At 46.8% G+C, this 20106-nt stretch carries 13 protein-coding genes; 7 read left to right on the top strand and 6 right to left on the bottom strand.

Annotated elements, in window-relative coordinates; all coding sequences use genetic code 11:
- The first annotated feature begins 152 nt into the window (after positions 1-152).
- The 4 genes from Q5691_RS00305 (at position 153) to Q5691_RS00320 (ending at position 5977) form a co-directional block, all read left to right on the top strand.
- A complete protein-coding gene (locus tag Q5691_RS00305) occupies positions 153-3023 on the top strand; it encodes a diguanylate cyclase (RefSeq protein WP_333343706.1) in 2871 nt (956 codons plus the stop codon).
- A gap of 480 nt (positions 3024-3503) precedes the next feature.
- The gene (locus tag Q5691_RS00310; RefSeq protein WP_333343707.1) at positions 3504-3740 is read left to right on the top strand and encodes a hypothetical protein; all 237 of its coding nucleotides are present in this window, start codon (positions 3504-3506) and stop codon (positions 3738-3740) included.
- Positions 3741-3955: 215 nt separating this feature from the next.
- Positions 3956-5734 carry a leucine-rich repeat domain-containing protein gene (locus tag Q5691_RS00315; protein WP_333343708.1) on the top strand — a complete coding sequence of 593 codons (1779 nt, stop codon included), beginning with the start codon at positions 3956-3958 and terminating at the stop codon, positions 5732-5734.
- 18 nt (positions 5735-5752) lie between these two features.
- Positions 5753-5977, top strand: coding sequence for a hypothetical protein (locus Q5691_RS00320; RefSeq protein WP_333210930.1), 225 nt, complete (start codon positions 5753-5755; stop codon positions 5975-5977).
- A 328-nt stretch (positions 5978-6305) separates the two neighbouring features.
- Here the strand turns inward: Q5691_RS00320 and Q5691_RS27645 are convergent, their stop codons facing one another.
- Positions 6306-6464: a DUF6888 family protein gene (locus tag Q5691_RS27645; RefSeq protein ID WP_445304776.1), complete on the bottom strand. Its 159-nt coding sequence runs from the start codon at positions 6462-6464 to the stop codon at positions 6306-6308.
- Positions 6465-6694: 230 nt separating this feature from the next.
- On the opposite strand from Q5691_RS27645, the gene Q5691_RS00325 reads away from it, so the two are divergent.
- Genes Q5691_RS00325 through Q5691_RS00335 form a run of 3 tightly spaced genes read left to right on the top strand, consistent with a single transcriptional unit; the run spans position 6695 to position 10045 of the window.
- Complete coding sequence (locus Q5691_RS00325; RefSeq protein ID WP_190661966.1) at positions 6695-6988, top strand: hypothetical protein; 294 nt, start codon at positions 6695-6697, stop codon at positions 6986-6988.
- The gene (locus Q5691_RS00330; RefSeq protein ID WP_333343709.1) at positions 6975-8111 is read left to right on the top strand and encodes a DUF6745 domain-containing protein; all 1137 of its coding nucleotides are present in this window, start codon (positions 6975-6977) and stop codon (positions 8109-8111) included. The genes Q5691_RS00325 and Q5691_RS00330 overlap by 14 nt, the downstream gene beginning before the upstream one ends.
- A 38-nt stretch (positions 8112-8149) precedes the next feature.
- A complete protein-coding gene (locus tag Q5691_RS00335) occupies positions 8150-10045 on the top strand; it encodes a leucine-rich repeat domain-containing protein (protein WP_333343710.1) in 1896 nt (631 codons plus the stop codon).
- A gap of 601 nt (positions 10046-10646) precedes the next feature.
- Here Q5691_RS00335 and Q5691_RS00340 read toward each other — a convergent pair.
- The 5 genes from Q5691_RS00340 to Q5691_RS00360 form a co-directional block, all read right to left on the bottom strand.
- On the bottom strand, positions 10647-11492 hold the full coding sequence (locus Q5691_RS00340) for a nitrate ABC transporter ATP-binding protein (protein ID WP_333082180.1): 846 nt from the start codon (positions 11490-11492) through the stop codon (positions 10647-10649).
- A gap of 186 nt (positions 11493-11678) precedes the next feature.
- On the bottom strand, positions 11679-13679 hold the full coding sequence (locus tag Q5691_RS00345) for a nitrate ABC transporter ATP-binding protein (RefSeq protein ID WP_333207146.1): 2001 nt from the start codon (positions 13677-13679) through the stop codon (positions 11679-11681).
- 274 nt (positions 13680-13953) lie between these two features.
- Entirely contained in the window at positions 13954-14796 is an 843-nt protein-coding gene (gene ntrB, locus Q5691_RS00350) for a nitrate ABC transporter permease (protein ID WP_333158843.1), read from the bottom strand.
- Positions 14797-14875: 79 nt separating this feature from the next.
- Positions 14876-16261 (bottom strand): CmpA/NrtA family ABC transporter substrate-binding protein, encoded by a 1386-nt coding sequence (locus tag Q5691_RS00355; RefSeq protein ID WP_333210925.1) that lies wholly within the window; start codon positions 16259-16261, stop codon positions 14876-14878.
- Between the two features lie 763 nt (positions 16262-17024).
- Complete coding sequence (locus tag Q5691_RS00360) at positions 17025-19790, bottom strand: HAD-IC family P-type ATPase (protein ID WP_333210923.1); 2766 nt, start codon at positions 19788-19790, stop codon at positions 17025-17027.
- Positions 19791-20106 lie beyond the last annotated feature (316 nt).

Here is a 20106-nt window from a genome sequence, read left to right on the forward strand (position 1 = left end):
GATCCACACCATAAAATTCTCAGTGATTCCCCTTAGTAAAATATAAAAGATACCAGATAAAAAGGAATGAGCCACCAACCGACGATCGGCTAGACATGAAAAAATCAGTCCTCAGATTGACAAACTTTAGCCAACTATAAACAAAAATTAAGGTGACTCCCGAGTGGATGTGGTGCCTGCCAATTTTTCAGGAAGATGAAGAGATACAAAATATTACACCCGCCGGTGCGGGAAAGAAAATTGTGATAATGAATCAGGATGCGAGTAGATTAGGTGTCAGCCGTCAGGGGAAGATAGAAGCAATGGAAATCCAACAACGGAGTAAGGATAAGCCCGATCGCCAGCAACAAAAAGCGTCCGATCGGCTCGGTCAAATTTCTACGACAAAAGAACTAGATTGGTCGCTACAAGAATGTTTAGATTTTAAAAGAGCGATCGACCGATCGACACTTGCGGTGAGGACGGACGCGCGAGGAATTATCAACTATGTCAGCGAACGAGTTTGCTCAATCACCAACTATTCGCAAGCCGAACTCATCGGCTGCCACTTCGGCATCCTCCATTCGGAATATAAATCTTCGGAAATCATCAACAATCTGCTATCAACAGTTGCCAAAGGTGAAATTTGGCAAGGAGATATTCAGAATAAAGCCAAGAATGGAAGTGATTATTGGGTGTACGCAGCAGTAGTTCCACTGTTGGACTGTAAGGGAAAACCCTATCAGTATTTGGCGATCGGATTCGACATCACTGATCGCAAAGCCGTTGAAGCAGCCCAAGCCGAAGCCAACCGGGCAAAAGACGAATTTCTGGCGATCGCCTCCCACGAACTGCGATCGCCCCTGAGTGCGATTTTGGGATGGGCACAGCTAGCTCGATCGCGCAATTTAAACGAAGCCACCACCAGCCACGCTTTGGAAATCATCGAGCGCAACGCCAAATTACAAAACCGACAAATAGACAATCTCCTCGACCTCTCGCGGTTGCTGCGAGGGAAAATGTGCCTGAACATCGGGCAAGTTCACCTCCCGTCTATCATAGAATCTGCGATTGACACCCTCCGTCCCGCCGCCTATGCCAAAAACCTCCGCGTAGAAAAACATTTCGACCCCGCCATCACCTATGTTTTGGCAGATGCAGAACGCTTGCAGCAAGTAGTCTGGAACCTCCTTGCAAACGCCATAAAATTCACCCCAGAAGCGACACCATACCCAATTCAAGTGCGAATCGAGCCTACTGAGTCGGGCGTCTTGATTCAGGTCAGCGACAGCGGTTGTGGCATCGATCCGAAATTTCTGCCGCACATCTTTGACTACTTCCGCCCCGCAGACAACTTCCAGACCAAGGAACAAAATCGGCTGGGGCTGGGGCTCTCAATTGTGCAGCAGTTGGTGGAACTGCACGGGGGAAGTGTTTGGGCTTCGAGTCCCGGTATCGGTCAGGGGGCGACCTTTGGGGTGCTGCTACCGATTGCCAACAAAAATGCACCCGACGATCACACTGCTGCGATCGCCCAAAGAGAAAGCAGACCCGGATCGGTTTCCAAACCCCTAGCGGGAAAGCAAGTCCTGGTGGTGGAAAGTAGCGCCGAGATCCGGCAATTTCTCAAAACTGGCCTCGAAGCATTTGGAGCCAAGGTAACAGCGGTGGGTAGCGCCGCCGAAGCGATGGCGGAGTTGCAACAGTCCCGCCCCGACGTGTTGGTCAGCGATATGACGGTATCGGGAGCCGACGGCGGCGATTTAATCCGCCGCATCCGAGCAATGGAAATGTCCGAGCACAGGGAACTGCTGCCAGCCGTGGCGCTGACGGGAGGCACTGAGGAAGAAGATTCGGCCGAAGCGCTGGAGGCGGGGTTTCAGAGGCATTTGTCGAAGCCGGTGGAAGCGAATCAGTTGGTGAGGGCGATCGCCCAATTGGCTGGACTGACTGGATTCGGCTCCGGAGATTGGGGTTCGGGAAATATCCGGGCGGCCACACCCCAGGCCACGCTGCCGGAACCTAACAGTTTTGACGACAAAAATTATCTGGAACAATTAACAAGTGACAGTAGAGAATTACCGTTGTTGCTGGTAGTAGAAGACAACAATTTTCTGCTGGCTTACCTCCAAACTTTATTAACTCCGTACTATCGAGTCGCTGTGGCGATGGACGGCGTTGAAGGTTTAGAAAGAGCCAAAAGTTTGCAGCCAAATTTGATTGTGAGCGACCAAATCATGCCAAGACAAAATGGACTGGATTTGCTCAAGGAGATTCGGAACACGCCAGAATTGAAATCTACTCCGGTAATCTTTTTGACAGCGCGATCGGGGATGGACGCTCGGATCGAAAGTTTGGATGCGGGTGCTGACGATTATATTTCAAAACCTTTTGACGAGAGGGAATTGCTGGCGAGGGTGAGAAATTTGTTGCGATCGCACTCAGCCGAACAGCAGTTGGCGGAGCTCAACCGTCAGTTGCAGCAGCAGAAACAGCAGTTAGAAACAGTGAATCGAGCCTTGCAGTATTTGGCAAATTACGACAGTTTGACTGAGGTAAGAAACCGCCACTCTTTTAATGAATACCTCAATACGGAATGGCGGCGTTTGGCTAGGGAAGAAGCACCGCTGTCTTTAATTATGTGCGACATTGATTATTTCAAACTTTACAACGACACTTATGGTCACCAAGCGGGGGATGAATGTTTGCGGCAAGTGGCGGGGGTGATCCAGCATTCGGTAAAGCGAGCGGCAGATTTAGTAGCGCGTTACGGTGGAGAAGAATTTGTAGTAGTTTTGCCGAATACGGATATTGAAGGTGCCACTTGCGTAGCTGAAATGATCGCACAACAGGTGCGGGGTTTGCACATAGCTCACGCTAAGTCTGCTGTCAGCGAATATGTGACGCTGAGTTTGGGTGTAGCTTGCTGCATTCCGGGGGCGAAATCGCAGCCGGGGGAGCTAATTGCGATGGCCGATGAGTCACTTTATCGGGCTAAAGAAGCAGGGCGCGATCGGGTTTCGGTTGCCACATTTCAAGGATAATATAATAGTTAAATCCACTTGTATGGTGCGTCAGAAATCTATCGTTTCGATTTAAACAATTTTTTTGTGTCAGACGCACCATACCAATGTGATTCCAAAGTTGGGCGAATTCAAATTACTATAAAATAGTTAAACGAGGTCGTGCCATGACAGCAACCTTAGACAAACCAAAAGACCAGCGCCTAATTCACTCCGGGATTGATGAGCAACAATTCAAGCTAATCGAGCAGGGGTTTTCTGACTCCCCCGACCTCCGACTTTTTTATTTCAAATGTGAGGTATGAATCTTGGCAGTTTCGCAAGAACATGAAGTCTTCAGCGGTGTCATCGCCCTGTTGCTGGGTACGTATTTTGTAGAAAAAGAAATCGCTTTTACTCCCACAGGAAGTTCTACTCACACGAAGTTCTACCCAGGAAAAAGAAGGAAAAGCCTCCGCACAAGCAGACTAATGTTACTTAATTGGCACAGAATCGGGAGGCATGGCAGACCTCTCGCTCGAAGTTGTATTTACTAGCAGCAACGAAAGCAAGTTGCATCGTTACCAAGCCTTGGCATTCCCCGAAGTTTGGTTTTGGCAGGAGGGAGTATTTAGCCTGTATCATTTGCGATCGCACGGATATGAAAAAATTGACCAAAGCGAAATATTGCCTGATTTAGATATTAATTTATTGTCTCGCTGTCTGCTGATTGCTTCAAGGGTGGAAGCGGTTAAATAATGGAGGCGAGGCAGTTCGGGAGATTAGATGAAAAGTGTTTTGTGAGTGCGACATCGCCCGCAGTCCGAGTTACAAATTGCAATACTGGCGATCGCGATCGGGTGGTTAATAAGTGCGTGCGATCGCTGGCATAATCCCCGAAACGCCAGAGATATGTTATTTAAGGTAGATACCGACATCAGATTTTAGCAACTTTTCTAGGAGGTTATTGCCCTATGTCCTCTCAACAACCAAACCCTACGACCACTTCTGACTGGCGCTTGCACTTTGGCAGCCTTTCACAAGAAGCGAAGCATACAGTTAAGGTGCTGTTGTTAACAGCACGAAAGTCTGGCTTTTATAAATTAGAAGAAATACTGTCAAATTTGACCGATCTGAATCTGGAAAAAAATCAAATATCAGACCTAACACCCTTGCAATCTCTGACCAATTTGACTAATCTGAATCTGGGCAACAATCAAATATCAGACCTAACACCCCTGCAATCTCTGACCAATTTGATAGAGCTGAATCTGGAAAAAAATCAAATATCAGACCTGACACCCCTGCACTCTCTAACCAGTTTGAAATATCTGAACTTGTTCCACAATCAAATAGTAAATCTAACACCCCTGAAATCTCTGACCTGTTTGACTAATCTGAATCTGTCCCACAATCAAATATCAGACCTAACACCCCTGAAATCTCTGACTTGTTTGATTAATCTGAATCTGTCTAACAATCAAATATCAGACCTAACGCCACTGAAATCTCTGACGATTTTGACATATCTGAATCTGGACAACAATCAAATATCAAACTTAACACCGCTGAAGTCTCTGGTCACAAATTTGACATATCTGAATCTGGTAAACAATCAAATATCAGACCTCAAACCCCTGCAATCTGTGAGCAATTTGAATAATCTGAATCTGGTAAACAATCAAATATCAGACCTCAAACCCCTGCAATCTCTAACCAGTTTGAAATATCTGAATCTGGACAACAATCAAATATCAGACCTCACACTCCTACAATCTCTGACCAATTTGATAGAGCTGAATCTGGACAACAATCAAATATCAGACCTCACCCCCCTGCACTCTCTGATCGATTTGAAAAAGCTGTCTCTGCCTAACAATCTTTTATCAGACTTAACACCACTCCAATATCTGTGGAAAGCTATTGCCAATTCCACAGAGCGAGTCGATCGCACTCGTGCCGCAGCCGCGATCGAATTTGCCTACACAGCTCTCGGCAAGACTTGCCCGAAAATTATTTTTTGTTCGAGTCCCCACTCGGCCATCACACAGTTAAAAAAATTGAAATCTCCCACTAAGAAAAATGATTTTTTTCAGCGTATTTACAAACAGCTAGAACCAGCCTGTCTGCCGTTTAGGTATATATTTTTTTTGTGCGTGTATTATTTCGCACTAACAAGTGAGCAACCACAGCCAAAAACAGCTTTTTTTCAGCTTATTTACGAACAGCTAGAATCAGCCTATAAGCCTTTTAACTTAATAAGATATAGTAGTTCGTATTTGCCACAATTAATAGAATGGGAGCGGCAGGTCACACAAGAATTGCAACGGGATTTTTGGGACTATTGTAGAGACAACTCAACGTCGATCGTTAATCGGGCATCCCTGTGGGATAAAATCTGTGTGGCTGACTTTTGTGTCTCTGTACTTAGAATTGTTCTCAACCCAGATGCACAAAAAGCTTTTGAATGCTTGAAGCAGCTTTTAGTTGAATGTGGCTGGATTTTTGCGTTTGACAAGGTTTGCTATGTGTGCGATCGTCCTTTAAAACTCTCTCTCGACAGCGAACATCGGCCACACGCAGAAGGAGAAAGCGCGATCGAATTTAGCGACGGCTACAAACTCTACTCCTACCACGGCGTCACCTTGCCCGAAAAATACGGACAAATTCACCCCAATCAGTGGGAATCTACCTGGATTTTAGAAGAAGAAAATGCCGAATTAAGGCGAGTGTTAATTCAGGGAATTGGTTAAGCCAGAATTTGCCAAGAATTGCAAGCCACAGAATTAGATTGCTGGCAAGAATACACCCTGCTAAGAATTGATGCTGATATTGATGGCTTCGATCCTGCTAATTTCGATCCTGATGATGATGTTCCTGAAAAAGAGGCAATCTACTTGTTAAAAATGACTTGCCAGAGTACCGGATTCATTCATGCTTTGCTGGCTCCGCCTGAGATGCAATCTGCAAGGGGAGCGATTCGCTGGGTGAATTAGGATATCGATTATGAGGATTTTTGGGTTCCAACTTGAAATTTAGGGCAAGTTAGAAACCTAGTTGATAAGAGTCGGTAGTTGAAACCTATCCTACACCAACTTTCGTCCAAGTGCGCGGACTGAAGACTAACCTTTATATTCTTGCATTTGCTGGCGAATGGCTGCCTCAATCTTAGTATCGACCGAATTTCCACTTTTTTTATGATTGAATTATAGCGCTTTTTCTGCCTGTCTAAGTAGGCTTGTAGTGCAGCTTTATTCCCGCAATTTTTAAGAAACTAACGCTTCAATTCTCCATCTGACATTGCAGTATAATCTACTTGGCTCATTAAACTACCTCCCCATTTGGAGCAATTTCAATCTCAATTTCCTCGTCATATCCAGCCAATACGAACAACTTTTTGCTTCTGTCGTCAACACAGACGAGGTTAATAGGTTGCAATGCCAAATATGTCAAGTAATAAGTGATTCCATAAATTAACCACAATATTTGTAGTGGCGGGTTTCACGAACAATCTTTCATTCACATCGACAATATCTATAAACCCGCCCTCACCCAGGCGACTTTCACGATCCAAGATAACGCCTGTCACTGCAGCAAAGAGTTATGGAATGTGGTTTGTGGATCTTGACTCCCGTGTATTACCAATGTAGTATTGAGTTACGGTAGAAAAGCTCGATCGATCGACACCAGTAAACAAAATTTAGAAAAAACCTATGCAACCCATCCGACAAGGCGACGTGATTCTCACCCCCGTACCGAAAATCGAAGGGGAAAAAAAACCTCACCTCACTCTCGCCGAAGGTGAAGTCACCGGACATTCTCACCAGATTATTGAGGGGCAAGCTGAACTTTACGAAAAAGACGGCACTCTGTACTTGCGGGTGCTTTCACCGACAGCTTTATTGAGTCACGAAGAACACCATGCGATCGCAATTCCCGAAGGTAATTGGATGGTGCGAATTCAGCGGGAATATGAGCCGCAAGGTTGGAGGTATGTCACAGACTAAGGTTAAAAAACTGACGCCAGAACAAGCAGCTTTGATTCCAGTTTATCGGGAAAAGTGGAGAGCGAGATCGCTTTCCACTGGCCCGATAAATCGATCGCAAGCTGCGGAAACAGTTAAATCGGCTTACAGTGCGATCGGCCTCAAAGCACCGGAAATCATTTTTGTCGATCGCCCCTACGAAGCTGCGGATCTAATCGTCAGTCGATTTGACAATCCCAGGAGCCAACTGCGGAGCCAATTCGAGACAAAACTTCGCAGCCCGCTAGAAAAACAACTGCGGGGTTATTTGGGAAGCCAACTAGAAACCGAACTGCAAAACCAACTGCCAACTCAACTGGAACAACGACTTTATACTCAACTGAAAACGCAATTGTGGGAGCCGGAGCAAAATTATTTAGCTGGCGAAATATCAAGCCAATTGCCACCGCAACAGGTGATCGATGAGCGGAGTGGAGAAATCCGGCCAACATTAGGAAAACACCTCAGTAATTGCATTCAACCAGAATTGTGGGGTGCTTATGGGAGTTTGTTGGATTTCTGCATTTCCGTTCTAAATTTACCTCATTCCTACGCCAGAAATTGGATTGTTTTTCAATCGATTGTCCGGGATTGCGGCTGGATTTATCCCTATGACAAAGTTTGTATTGTCTGCGAAAAGCCGATCGCACTTTCTGCAGACAGCAACCACCGCTTGCACGCCGAAGGAAAACCAGCGGTACAATTTGCCGACGGTGTTTCGATTTATGCCTATCACGGCGTGATTTTACCTGAATGGTACGGCAGGCTGCACCCGCACCAGTGGCAGTCTAAGTGGGTTTTGAAGGAACAGAATGCGGAAGTTCGGCGCGCGTTAATTCAGGGAATTACTTATGATCGCATTTGTCAAGAATTAGCGGTGAAAGAATTAGATAGTTGGCAGGAATACACTCTCTTAAGCATCGAGTTTGACGATGATTTTGATAACGCGGGTAATCCAAAGCCTGTTTATTTGTTAAAAATGACTTGTCCGAGCACGGGATTTATTAACGCTTTGCGAGTGTCGCCTGATCTAGAATCAGCTCAAGAGGCAATTCGCTGGGTAAATTGGGAAATCGATCCAGAGGAGTTTAGCGTACAAACATGAAAAACTGACATTTTACCAAACTTGAATCAAAATTGACTATGCCAGAACAACAAGCAAACCAACCAATTAATCTCAGTACCTTTGCGGACTGGTGCAAGCACAAAAATCGTCTGACAAGAGAGGCAAGGCATACAGTTGAGATGCTGTTAAAAAAAGCTGGCACTTCTGACATTTATGAAGCGAACCAGATACTGTCAAGTAGCAATGAGCTGGATCTGAGCCACAATCAAATATCAGACATCACACCCCTGCAATCTCTGACTAATTTGACTTCTCTGAATCTGTACTGCGATCGAACAGACATCACACCTCTGCAATCTCTGACTAATTTGACTCATCTGACTCTGCACGACAATCAAATATCAGACATCACACCTCTGCAATCTCTGACTAATTTGACAGAGCTGACTGTGGGCTGCGATCGAATATCAGACATCACACCTCTGCAATCTCTGACTAATTTGACAGAGTTGACTGTGGGCTGCGATCGAATATCAGACATCACACCTCTGCAATCTCTGACTAATTTGACAGAGCTGACTTTGTTATTCAACAATCAAATATTAGAGATTACACCCTTGCAATTTCTGACTAATTTGACAGAGCTGAATTTGTACTACAACAATCAAATATCAGACATCACAGCACTGCAATCTCTAACTAATTTGACTCATCTGACTCTGTTCGACAATCAAATATCAGACATCACAGCACTGCAATCTCTGACTAATTTGACTCATCTGACTCTGTTCGATACTCAAATATCAGACATCACAGCACTGCAATCTCTGACTAATTTGACTTCTCTGGATCTGAGGCACAATCAAATATCAGATATCACGCCCCTGCAATCTCTGACTAATTTGACTGTGCTATGGGTAAACTTTACACCAGAACAGAAGGCTCTCATTGAAGAGTGTCGTCATTCGTGGGAATCTCTCGCCAACTCTACCAAACCCATCGATGCTCCCAAAGCCACAGCCGCCGTTAAAGCTGCCTACGATCTCCTCGGTTTAGAAGCTCCAGAAATAACTTTTTGCAGTAGCCCTAACGAAGCGCTAGCACAAATACAAATGCTGCAAACGTCAAATAAAACTGAGTTTAACGAGCGACTTGACAAACAGGTAAAAGATGCGGTGTGCCCCTTTTCCTTAATAAATGAATTGTTGAGTGAAGTTTCGAGGTTCAATATTTTTACCAATAGATGGGGACAGCTAGAACAACAATTGTATAAAGAATTTTATGACTATTGGAAATACTCAAGCTCTAAAGTTACTACGCAAGACTTAGTTCAGGCTCTAACTCTTCTAGATTTCTATGTTTCTGGCTTGGGCATTGTTCTCAAACCAGAGGCACAGAAATTTTTTGAAGCAGTCAAGCAGCTTTTAGCAGAATGCGGCTGGATTTTTGCGTTTGAGAATGTCTGTTATGTGTGTTCGCGCCCTTGCCAGTTTCGGCTTGACAGCAAGTACCGCCTTCATGCAGATGCCGAAAGCGCACTGGAATTCCCCGATGGTTACAAACTCTATTCCTATCACGGCGTAACATTACCTGAAAAATACGGGAAAATTCACCCCGCCAACTGGCGATCGCAATGGTTTTTAGAAGAAGACAATGCTGAATTAAGACGAGTATTAATTCAGGGAATTGGTTATGCTAGAATTTGCGAAGAACTGGAAGCAACAGAGTTAGATTGCTGGCAAGAATACACGCTGCTCAGAATTAATACTGATATTGACGGCTTCGATTCTGATGATTTCGAGGGGGATCGAGATGCTCCGAAAAAAGAAGATATTTATTTATTAAAAATGACCTGTCCGAGCACGGGATTCATTCACGCTTTGCGAGTGCCACCTGATATGCGCTCGGCTCAAGAAGCAATTCGCTGGGTAAATTGGGATATTGACCCAGAGGAGTTTTCCGTACAAACCTGAGTAATACAAATTTAAAAAAGTCTTGCTACAATCATCACTCTTATACCAATTGTTAAAAGTCACAGAACACCGCGCCGGACTTAGGCTCAGCCGTTTCCCTAGCCGAGCATCTGTAGTTCACTCAACTGAAAACCTTTATATTGACAACAGCCTTAACCCATGAAACACCCATAAACGTTCCTGCAGTGTGCCAGTTCCCAGGGTGGAATGCACCAACCACCGATCGCCCAAAAACTTTTAATAACATGAAGAAGAAGCCCACCCTCGAATCGAAGGTGGGCTCAGTTCATGCCAGCTTACCGACAGCTAGGCAATCGGGTCTCTTCGCTGGTAGACGTAAAATATCGGAAAAAGATCCGAACGTCCGAAAAAACTTCTCGTCCACCATTAAGCTTCAGTTTACCCAACCGGATCGGGAAAATTGCGCCCGCAGCGATGTGCCCCGGACATCGGGGAACACTGGGGCTTAAACTTTTCAATAGACTTCTGCAAAAAAAGCTCGTCTTGGGGCGGCAGGATGCCTAACCCCTACTCCGCAAAAGAATTCAAATTTTTCGAGAAGTCTCCTAATTCTCCTCTTTAACTTTGATTTGCCAACCGATTAGGCATCGTGATCGTGTGCAAAACGACGGAACAGGAAATCTAGGGCGTAGTTCCGCAAATTGTAGTATTCCGGATCTTCCATCATTTGAACCCGATCGCGCGGACGCGGAAAAGGAATCTCCAAAACTTCGCCAATTGTCGCCGACGGGCCGTTAGTCATCATCACCAGTCGATCGGCCAAAAACAGCGCTTCATCAATATCGTGAGTAATCATCAACACCGTACAGCGGTGATCGTTCCAGATTTTCAGCAACTCTTCTTGCAATTCCTCCTTAGTAATTGCGTCCAGAGCACCAAAAGGTTCGTCTAAAATTAGCACTTTTGGGCGAATTGCCAAAGCGCGGGCAATCGAAACCCGCTGCTTCATCCCCCCCGAAATTTGTGGCGGTCTTTTCTCAGCAGCTTCTGTCAATCCCACCATCGCCAAATGCTCTTTGACGATCGCATTTTTTTCCACCTTCGACTTCTCAGGAAATACAGCATTAACCGCCAGATAAACATTTTCAAACACCGTGCGCCAAGGTAGTAAAGCATAACCCTGGAACACCACCATGCGATCGGGGCCCGGCTTCGTAATCCGCTCTCCGTTAATCGACACGGTGCCCTGGCTGGGATGGCTAAAACCCGACACCATATTTAACAGTGTTGATTTGCCACAGCCCGAGTGTCCAATCAGAGTAATAAACTCTCCCTCAGCTACATTCAGATTGACGTTTTCTAAAGCCCTGTAACCGTTTGGGTATACTTTATAAACATTGTCCATCACCAAAAAAGGTTGGCGGCGGCCTTTTCCCGGCTGGATTTGAGTTTTGGTGTTCGTCTGGTTTTTAGTGGTGTTGAGCATGGGTTTAGGAAATTGTGATTGGGTGATTTGCGAGGAAAGTTCGGCAACGGATTATGTAACGGATGTAACGGATGTAACGGATATAACGGAGGTCATGAAGAGGGAATTGCTCACTAGCAATTAGCACTTAAAAACTAACAACTAACAATTAGCAATTACCCTGTTTTTATCTAACTAAAAACCGCTCTAAGCAGCTCGGCGGCCGGAATCGAGTACAACTTCCGCCATCGTGAAGTCGCGTTTAATCGCCAGATTGTTGAGATAGCCGATCGGATCGTCAGCATTAAACACCGAGCCGTCAAACAAGCTGAGAGAACCGCGAGTATAAGTAATATCAGCCATCCCCAGCTCTCGCGCAGCCGTGCTGAACGCACCGACTCGCACCACCCGCTCCAGAATTTCCACCCAGTTGCGCGGGAACACAGTATCGCCCCAGCGCGCCATCTGCACCATGTGCCAGAGTTGTTCGGTGCGGCTTGGGCGATTAACCCCATCTCCAGAAAACAAGTGGTGGGCGTATTCCCGCATCGGAGTATCGAGGTTGCAAGCAACAGATCTCGGGTCGCCTAGTTGGATGTAACTCTTATCAGTAGCGACGTACTCCCTTCCCGCGACAATTTCCGAAACCTCGGCGGCGTGATTTGGATCGGCGCAGTAGTGACAAGCTTCCAGCAAAGCTTTGACTAGAGCAATGTGAGTGTTGGGATAAGCATTTGCCCAGTCTTCCCGAACTCCGAGAATTTTGCCGGGGTGTCCGGGCCACAGTTCCAAATCTGTAGCCACTGTAAAGCCGACTCCTTCCATCGATGCCCGCAAGTTCCAAGGTTCGCCGACGCAGAAACCGTCAATAGTGCCGCCCTGCAAGTCAACGATCATTTGAGCTGGTGGGATATTTTTCAGCAACACATCGCGATCCGGGTCAATGCCACCGGAAGCCAGCCAGTAACGCAGCAACAGGTTGTGCATCGAAGAAGGGTGAACGATGCCCATACGGTGGGTTTGCGCGGGCGTTCTCTGGAGCATTTTTTTAAAGTCTGCCAGAGTGTAGATCCCTTGGTCGTAAAAGCGCCTCGCGAGGGTAATTCCGTTACCATTGCGGCTCATGGTGAGGGCTGTAACCGTCGGAATCGGCTGCTCTTGGTGGCCCCCCAAGCTCAACCACATCGCCATCCCAGAGGGCATTTGGGCTGCGTCTAAGTAACCTGCGGCGATGCCGTCTACGATGCCGCGCCAGCTTGTTTCCCGCACGAGGTGGACTTCATCGAGACCGTGCTTGGCAAAAAAGCCTTTTTCTTTAGCGACAGCGAGGGGAGCACAGGCTGCCAGAGGAATAAAGCCGAGTTCGAGGTTGACTTTTTCTAGGCCGTGGCGGGCGATCGCGGGTACTTTCCGCGCCCGCAGTTTTTTGACGCGCTTCTGCTGGTTGAGGAAGTAAATCATTTCGCTACGTAGAGCGTAGTAGCTGGGGTGTGAGACGACTTCCATCCGTTTGCGGGGGCGGGGGATGTCTACTTCGAGAATCCCGCCAATCTTCGATTCTGGGCCGTTGGTGAGCATGACAATGCGATCGCTCAGCAACACCGCCTCATCCACGTCGTGAGTCACCATCAGAGCACTAATTTCGTACTCTTGGCAAATTTCCATCAACTTTTCTTGCAAGTTGCCGCGAGTCAAAGCATCCAAAGCGCCGAAGGGTTCGTCTAAGAGTAACAGTTTGGGGCGCAGGGCCAGAGCACGGGCGATCGCCACCCGCTGTTTTTGTCCGCCTGATAGCAGTGCGGGTTGCTTCTCGGCGTGGGGCGTCAAGCCCACCATATCGATGTGTTTTTGAATGATTTCGAGGCGTTCGGCTTTGGGTAAGCCGCTCATTACCGAGTCTACGGCTAGGGTAATATTTTCTCTGACCGTCCGCCAAGGTAGCAGCGAATAGTTTTGGAATACTACCATGCGATCGGGGCCTGGCTGGGTAATTCTTTGTCCGTCGATCGTCACCAATCCTTCTGTGGGTAGATCCAAACCTGCCACCATATTTAGTAGCGTAGATTTACCGCAGCCGGAGTGTCCGATTAAGGAGATAAATTCTCCTTTTTTAATTTCTAAGTCGATGCCTTTGAGGGCTATGTATGTGCCGCCGTCTGTTAAATTAAATACTTTTCCGACTTGTTCTACTGCAATCAAAACAGACATGATTTTCTTGCCTTTTTTGTAAGTTTGTTATTTGACTGTTGACTGTTGACTGTTGACTGTTGACTGTTCGCTGTTGATATATAACAGCTAATAGTTAATATATGACTGGAGACAGCAACCTGTTTCTTAAATCAACCAAAAAACTTTTTTTAATCCATTAACAACAGTTAAAAAAAAAGGTTTCTCAGCCAGGGAGTTCGTAATTGCTGTAACCGTGAACCGTCAACAGTCAACTGTGAACAGTCAACTGTGAACAGTCAACATATCTAATTAGCTACTTTCCTTGAGAAGGAGCAATCTTTTGCTGCAACCAAGCCATCATGCGATCGAGCAATAAACCAACAGCCCCAATGTAGAACACCGCTAACAGAATTTCGCTGATGTAGTTTTGCTGGTAAGCATTCCAAATAAAGAAGCCGATACCCGTAATCCCAGACATCACGATTTCCGCAGCAATAATCGCCAGCCAAGCCAAACCGATCGCAATTCTCAATCCTGTGAAGATATAAGGAAGCGCCGACGGAAACAAAATATTCATGTAATATTCCTGACGAGAAAGTTGCAGCACTTTCGCCACGTTGTTGTAATCGTCGGGAATTTGGCGAACACCTTCAGCCGTGTTGATTAAAATCGGCCAAACTGAAGTGATAAAAATCACGAACAAAGCAGCAGGTTCGTTTTGTTGCAGTGCAGCCAGGGCAATGGGCACCCAAGCCAAAGGCGCCACCATCCGCAAAAACTGAAAAAGTGGATCTAAAGCGCGGTTTAGAAAAGGATTTGTACCTACCAAAACACCCGTACCAATTCCCACAACGGCCGCGAGAGTGTAGCCTTTTGCCACCCGTTCCAAACTCGCCAAAGTCTGCCAAAATAATCCAATTCCGTAGGTTTTGGAGTTCATGAAAGGATACAGCAACAAAATCCGCGTCCGTTCGTCAGTCCAAATGCTGATCGGCCCCGGCAGTTTGATCAGTCCCGTACTTGACAAGAATTGCCAAACCAACAGAAAGCCCAAAACTCCTAAAATTGGCGGCAAGATATTTGGGGAATTCTTCTTCCAAAATTCGCCAAATGCTCCTTGTGCATTGCCGCCTCTCCGACTTGTACTTACAGCCATGCTGCTAATCTCCTATGTCTGGTGCTGTGTATTTTCGAGACTAAACTTTGAGAGTAAATTATGGGAAGCTAAGACCCCATCACACTTTTTTAATTGCCAAACTCTTGAGATAAGCTTCTGGATTTTCCGGGTTGAATTCTGTGCCGTCAAAGAACTTCTCAACACCCCGAGACGTACTTTTCGGAATGTCAGCATCAGCAACTCCGGCTAATTTTGCTGCGGCTTTCCACAAATCTTCTCGGTTGACTTTATCGATGATTGTCTTAGAATCGGCCAAGGTGTTAGTTGGCAAGAAACCCCAGCGCACGCTTTCGGTTAAGAACCACAAATCGTGACTCTTGTAGGGATAAGAAACGTTGCCGAGGTCGTCTTTCCAGTACAGCGGACTCATCTTGAAATCGTCGATCGCTGGTTGGCCGTCACCCATGAGGTACTTGCCTTGGTAGGGAGGTGTCAAAACTGCCGGAGCTACGTCAAAGTAGTTTCTGCCAGAAGTAATGGCTACTAATTCTGGGCGATTTTCTGGTTTGTCGCACCACTGCTGCGCTTCGATCAGTCCTGCTAGCAGGGCTTCTGTGGCCTTGGGGTGTTTGTCTACCCAGTCGCCACGAATAGCGAGATATTCCTCTGGGTGATCTTTCCAGATTTGGCCAGTCAGGGCGGACATGAAGCCGATGTCCTCTGTGACGATCCGCAGGGGCCAGGGGTCGCCGGTACTGAAACCGTCCATGCTGCCGGTTTTCATGTTGGCTACGGTTTGCGCTGACGGTACTGTTAGCAACTCGGCTTCTGTGTCGGGATCGATGCCGTTAGCTGCTAGCCAGTAGCGAATCCAAAAGTCTTGATTGGCTTTGGGGAAGGTGTAGGCTGCTTTGAAGGGCGTGCCTGCTTTTTTGAGGCCTTTCATGTAGTCTTGGGCCGCTTGGTCTAGTTTGAGCCCGATGCCTTTGCCTTTGTGTTTTCCGGCGATCGCAATTCCATTTCCTTGAGTGTTCAACTGGGCTAGAACATACATGGGGATTTGGACGCTGTTTTTGGTAATCAACCCTTTACTAATTTGATAAGGCATCGGCATTTGCCACTGGCCACCGTCAATGCCGCCGCCTGCCGATCCAATTTCTAGGTTATCTCTGGCAGAACCCCAGTTGGCTTGCTTAGCAACTGTTACCTCAGTCATGCCGTATTTGGCAAAAAAGCCTTTTTCTTGGGCAATGATTAAAGGTGCTGCTTCGACGATCGGGATGTATCCCAATGTGATTTTAGTGCTTTCAATTCCTTCGACTCTTTTCTCGTTGGCAACAGCCATTACTGAGGTAGCTGCGGGTATCGCGCCGTCAGCACCAGCAGTGGCACCGGGTTCTGGAGGATTTCCCAAACAGCCTTTGAGCAGTATTGAACTGACAGCAGATGCACCTGCTGTAACGATAAATTTACGCCGAGAAAATTGCTCTGAAAATTTTGTCATAGTCTAGCCTCGCTGCAATTCATAATCTTCTGTAACGACATCACTGAAGTTTATCAATGCGCTTTTTTTCTGTTCGTTAATGGAATTTAGCGAACTGTTTTGGGCGCTGGTTCGCAGGAGGGATCAAAAGATTTATAGCTAGCATAAGTCTTTAAACTATCCCTGCTGATTTTACACTTTTGATTAACTCAATATCTCGACGATCGGCCGAGCGGTGCGATCTCCCAAAAAGCGAGCAGCACATTTTCTTGGCTTGATAATTAACTCTACCGTACTATTGCAGAAATTCTAAAACAATTATTAAATTTGATTGATAAGTAAATCTTTTAGGATCACGCTATCGATAACGAACCGTTGGAAAGGGCGAGCTGGTTGGCTTATCAAAACTGCTTCAAACTAAGACTTGCTGGGTAAAGGTTGTAACGAAGGCCGATCGGGCAGCCTTCAACTCTATTGTCAATAAGTTGCCAACATCGCAGCTACCGCACATTTACTTTGTTAATATATGTCTATTTTTCTTCAGAGCTATTGTAGTCTTTTATACAGAAAAAATTAACATTGTACGATTCGCCTATTTTCAAAGGGTTAACTGGTTTTCAGTGGTGGACTAAAATTGGCGCTTAATCGTAAGTAATTTACCGGATATGATATGACGTGGGCTTTCAGTTGCGATTTCTGTAAAACAGAGAAACCGGGTTTCTTGAAGAAACCCGGTTTCTAAGCACCCGAAATTACTAATCGGTCGCAGTACCTACAAGTTCGATTAGTTCGGTGGATCAAAGCGGTTGACGGAGAGAGCAACACCGATCATGGGCAGAGCGACACCGAAGCAAATCAGCCACTGATCCAGATTCATCGGAGCCGTCTCAAATATGCGATTGACAAAGGGAGAGTTAGCAAAGATAATCTGCAAAATTATTGCCAGGACAATTCCCACACCGAGGGCGGGGGCGCCACTAACTTCTTCCTTAGAACCGCTAAATTTAGCAATCAAAGAAGGCAACAACTGGCTGAGACTCAACAGGTAAAAAATTCTCCCCATTACCAAAGCTTGAATCGCCATCGTGCGGGCCAGTTCCAAGGTTCCCCAAGGAGCTTGGCGTACCCATTCAAACATTCCGAAAATCAGAGTCCAGTTGTAAAGAGAAATAGCGATGATCCGCTTGATCCGATTTTGAGTCAGGAAAGGTTCGTTTACCGGTCGGGGCTGCTGTTTCATGACTCCCGCTGACTTGGGCTCGAAAGCCAGAGGCACTGTCATGGTGATCGAGTTGAGCATATTCAGCCAGAGAATTTGTAGCGACAAAATCGGCAATTCTCGACCTAGGAGGGTGCTGAGCAAAATTGTCATTGATTCTCCGCCGTTGACTGGGAGAATGAAGCTGATTGCTTTGAGCAGATTTTTGTAAACCGATCGCCCTTCTTCGACAGCAGATTCGATCGACGCAAAGTTATCATCGGTAAGAATCATGTCGGCGGCTTCCTTAGAAACCTCAGTACCGCTGCCCATCGCAATACCGATATCCGCTTGTTTCAGCGCCGGCGCGTCGTTAACGCCGTCTCCCGTCATCGCCACAATTTCGCCTTTTTGCTGCAAAGCTTCTACCAGGCGGAGTTTTTGTTCGGGGGCGACGCGGGCAAAAACTGAGCCGGCTTCTACGGCTTCGCCGAGTTCCTGCTTGCTCATGGAGGCGAGCTCGGCGCCAGTGTAGGCTACAAGTTCTCTGTGGTGTTTAGTTTTGCGGAATCCCATGCGGCGGGCGATCGCCTTGGCTGTAGCGATGTGGTCGCCGGTAATCATTTTGACTTGGATGCCGGCGGTTTGACAAGCTTGGACGGCTGCGATCGCTTCTGCCCGCGGCGGGTCAATCATGCCTTGCAGTCCCAAGAAAACCAGCCCTGACTCCAAATCCGAGTGATCGACGGAATTTTGGCTTTCGGGTACTGGCTTTTTCGCTAAAGCCAAGACGCGCAAGCCTTGCTTTGCCATTTCATCGACTTGATGGTGGATTTGTTCCCGATCGGCTTCTACCGGATTTCCTTGAGTGTCGAGACTGGAACCGCAGCGGCCGAGAATTGATTCTACGGAACCTTTGACGTACAAAATTTTGCCAGTGGGAGTTCGGTGCAGCGTCGCCATGTATTGAAACTGAGATTCAAAGGGAATTGAATCCAGCCGCTGCATTGACTTGGACAAAATTTGCTGGCTCAAATCAGCTTTTTTGCCCGCAGCAATTAACGCTCCTTCTGTCGGATCTCCGACGACAATCCAATTATCGTCTTTGAATTCCAACTGAGAGTCGTTGCAAAGAAGTCCAGCTTGTAAACATTCTTGCAAAGTTGGAGCTTGGCTGACAGTAATTGGCAGTTGGTTGAGTTGAATTTCACCTTCGGGGCTGTATCCCGTACCCGTAACCGAGTAGGATGCGCCGCCAGAATAGATTTCTTGCACCGTCATTTGGTTTTCCGTCAAAGTTCCGGTTTTGTCGGAACAGATGACTGTAGCGCCGCCGAGGGTTTCGACTGCGGGCAATTTGCGGACGATCGCGTGGCGATTTGCCATCCGGGAAACGCCTACGGCTAGGGTGACGGTGATGACGGCGGGTAAGCCTTCGGGAATTGCGCCGACAATCAGGGCGACTGCGGGTTCGACTGCTTCTTTAAAGGCTGAAACCCCCTCTGGGACAGGTCTGCCCAATCTGACGGCGAACGTCAAGGTTGCCATTCCCAACACGAATAGCAGCCAGTTTTGACTGAATTGGTTGAATTTGCGGGTTAAGGGAGTGGTGAGGTCGATGTGTCGATCTAATAGTTGGGAGATTTTGCCGGTTTCGGTTTTATTGGCGATCGCAATTACGATGCCGCTAGCTTGGCCAAAAGTGACAAAACTGCCGGCATAGGCCATGTTATCGCGTTCTGCTAGTGGCGTTTCTTTTGGCAGAACTATGTCTCCAGACTGTCCTAATTCTTTTTCGACAGCAACTGATTCCCCGGTGAGTCCCGATTCGTCGATTTGCAAGTCGCGGACTTTCACTAAGCGCAAGTCTGCCGGTACTTTGTCGCCGGAAGTCAGGGTTACTAAGTCGCCGACAACGAGTTCTTTGGAGGGAATTCTTAATTTTTTGCCGCCCCGAATTACTGTGGCTTCGGTGGTGACAGCTTGTGCTAGGGCTTCAATTTTTTTCTCAGCTCCAGCTTCTTGGATGAAACTAATAGTAGCGTTGGTGGTTGTTACGCCCCAAATTACGCTAGCGTTGAGCCATTCTCCGATCACTGCTTTGATTAAACCTGCACTCAGCAAGATGATCAGGAGCGGTTGGTTAAATTGCAGGATAAATTTTAACCAGGCTGGTTTCCCTGCTTTAACCGTTAGTTCGTTGGGCCCGAATTTCTGTTGGCGATGGTTGGCCTCTGTCGGTTCTAAACCGCTTTCCAGGTTGGTTTCTAAGATTGTTGCAACCTTGGATATTTCTAGGTAGTGCCAATATTGCTCTGCTACGTCTACATCGTTGGCGGATCTTGATGGCATGATTCTTCCTGAATATTTGAGGTGTCTGACGAGCTTCGATCGCTCCTTAATAGGCACGCTCAATACAACTCAGCGCTTTTTGGAGCGTGAATATATTGAGCGGCTTAATTTTTGGTTGATTACTTTAACGGGCTGTGACTTACATCTATATTACAACGGATGTGGCCGTTTGTGACAAGAGATTTGGGGGATTTTTTCCGGCGCTAAATCTTGTTTGGGACTTGGTGGCTAAGGTGGGGAAAAGTCGATCAAATCCCTTGACATTTTGCAAATTTTAGGTGTGGTTGAAGAAAGAGGGAAGAAGGCAGGAGGCAAA

The organism is Microcoleus sp. w1-18aA5, assembly GCF_036701705.1.
Classification (GTDB): domain Bacteria; phylum Cyanobacteriota; class Cyanobacteriia; order Cyanobacteriales; family Microcoleaceae; genus Microcoleus.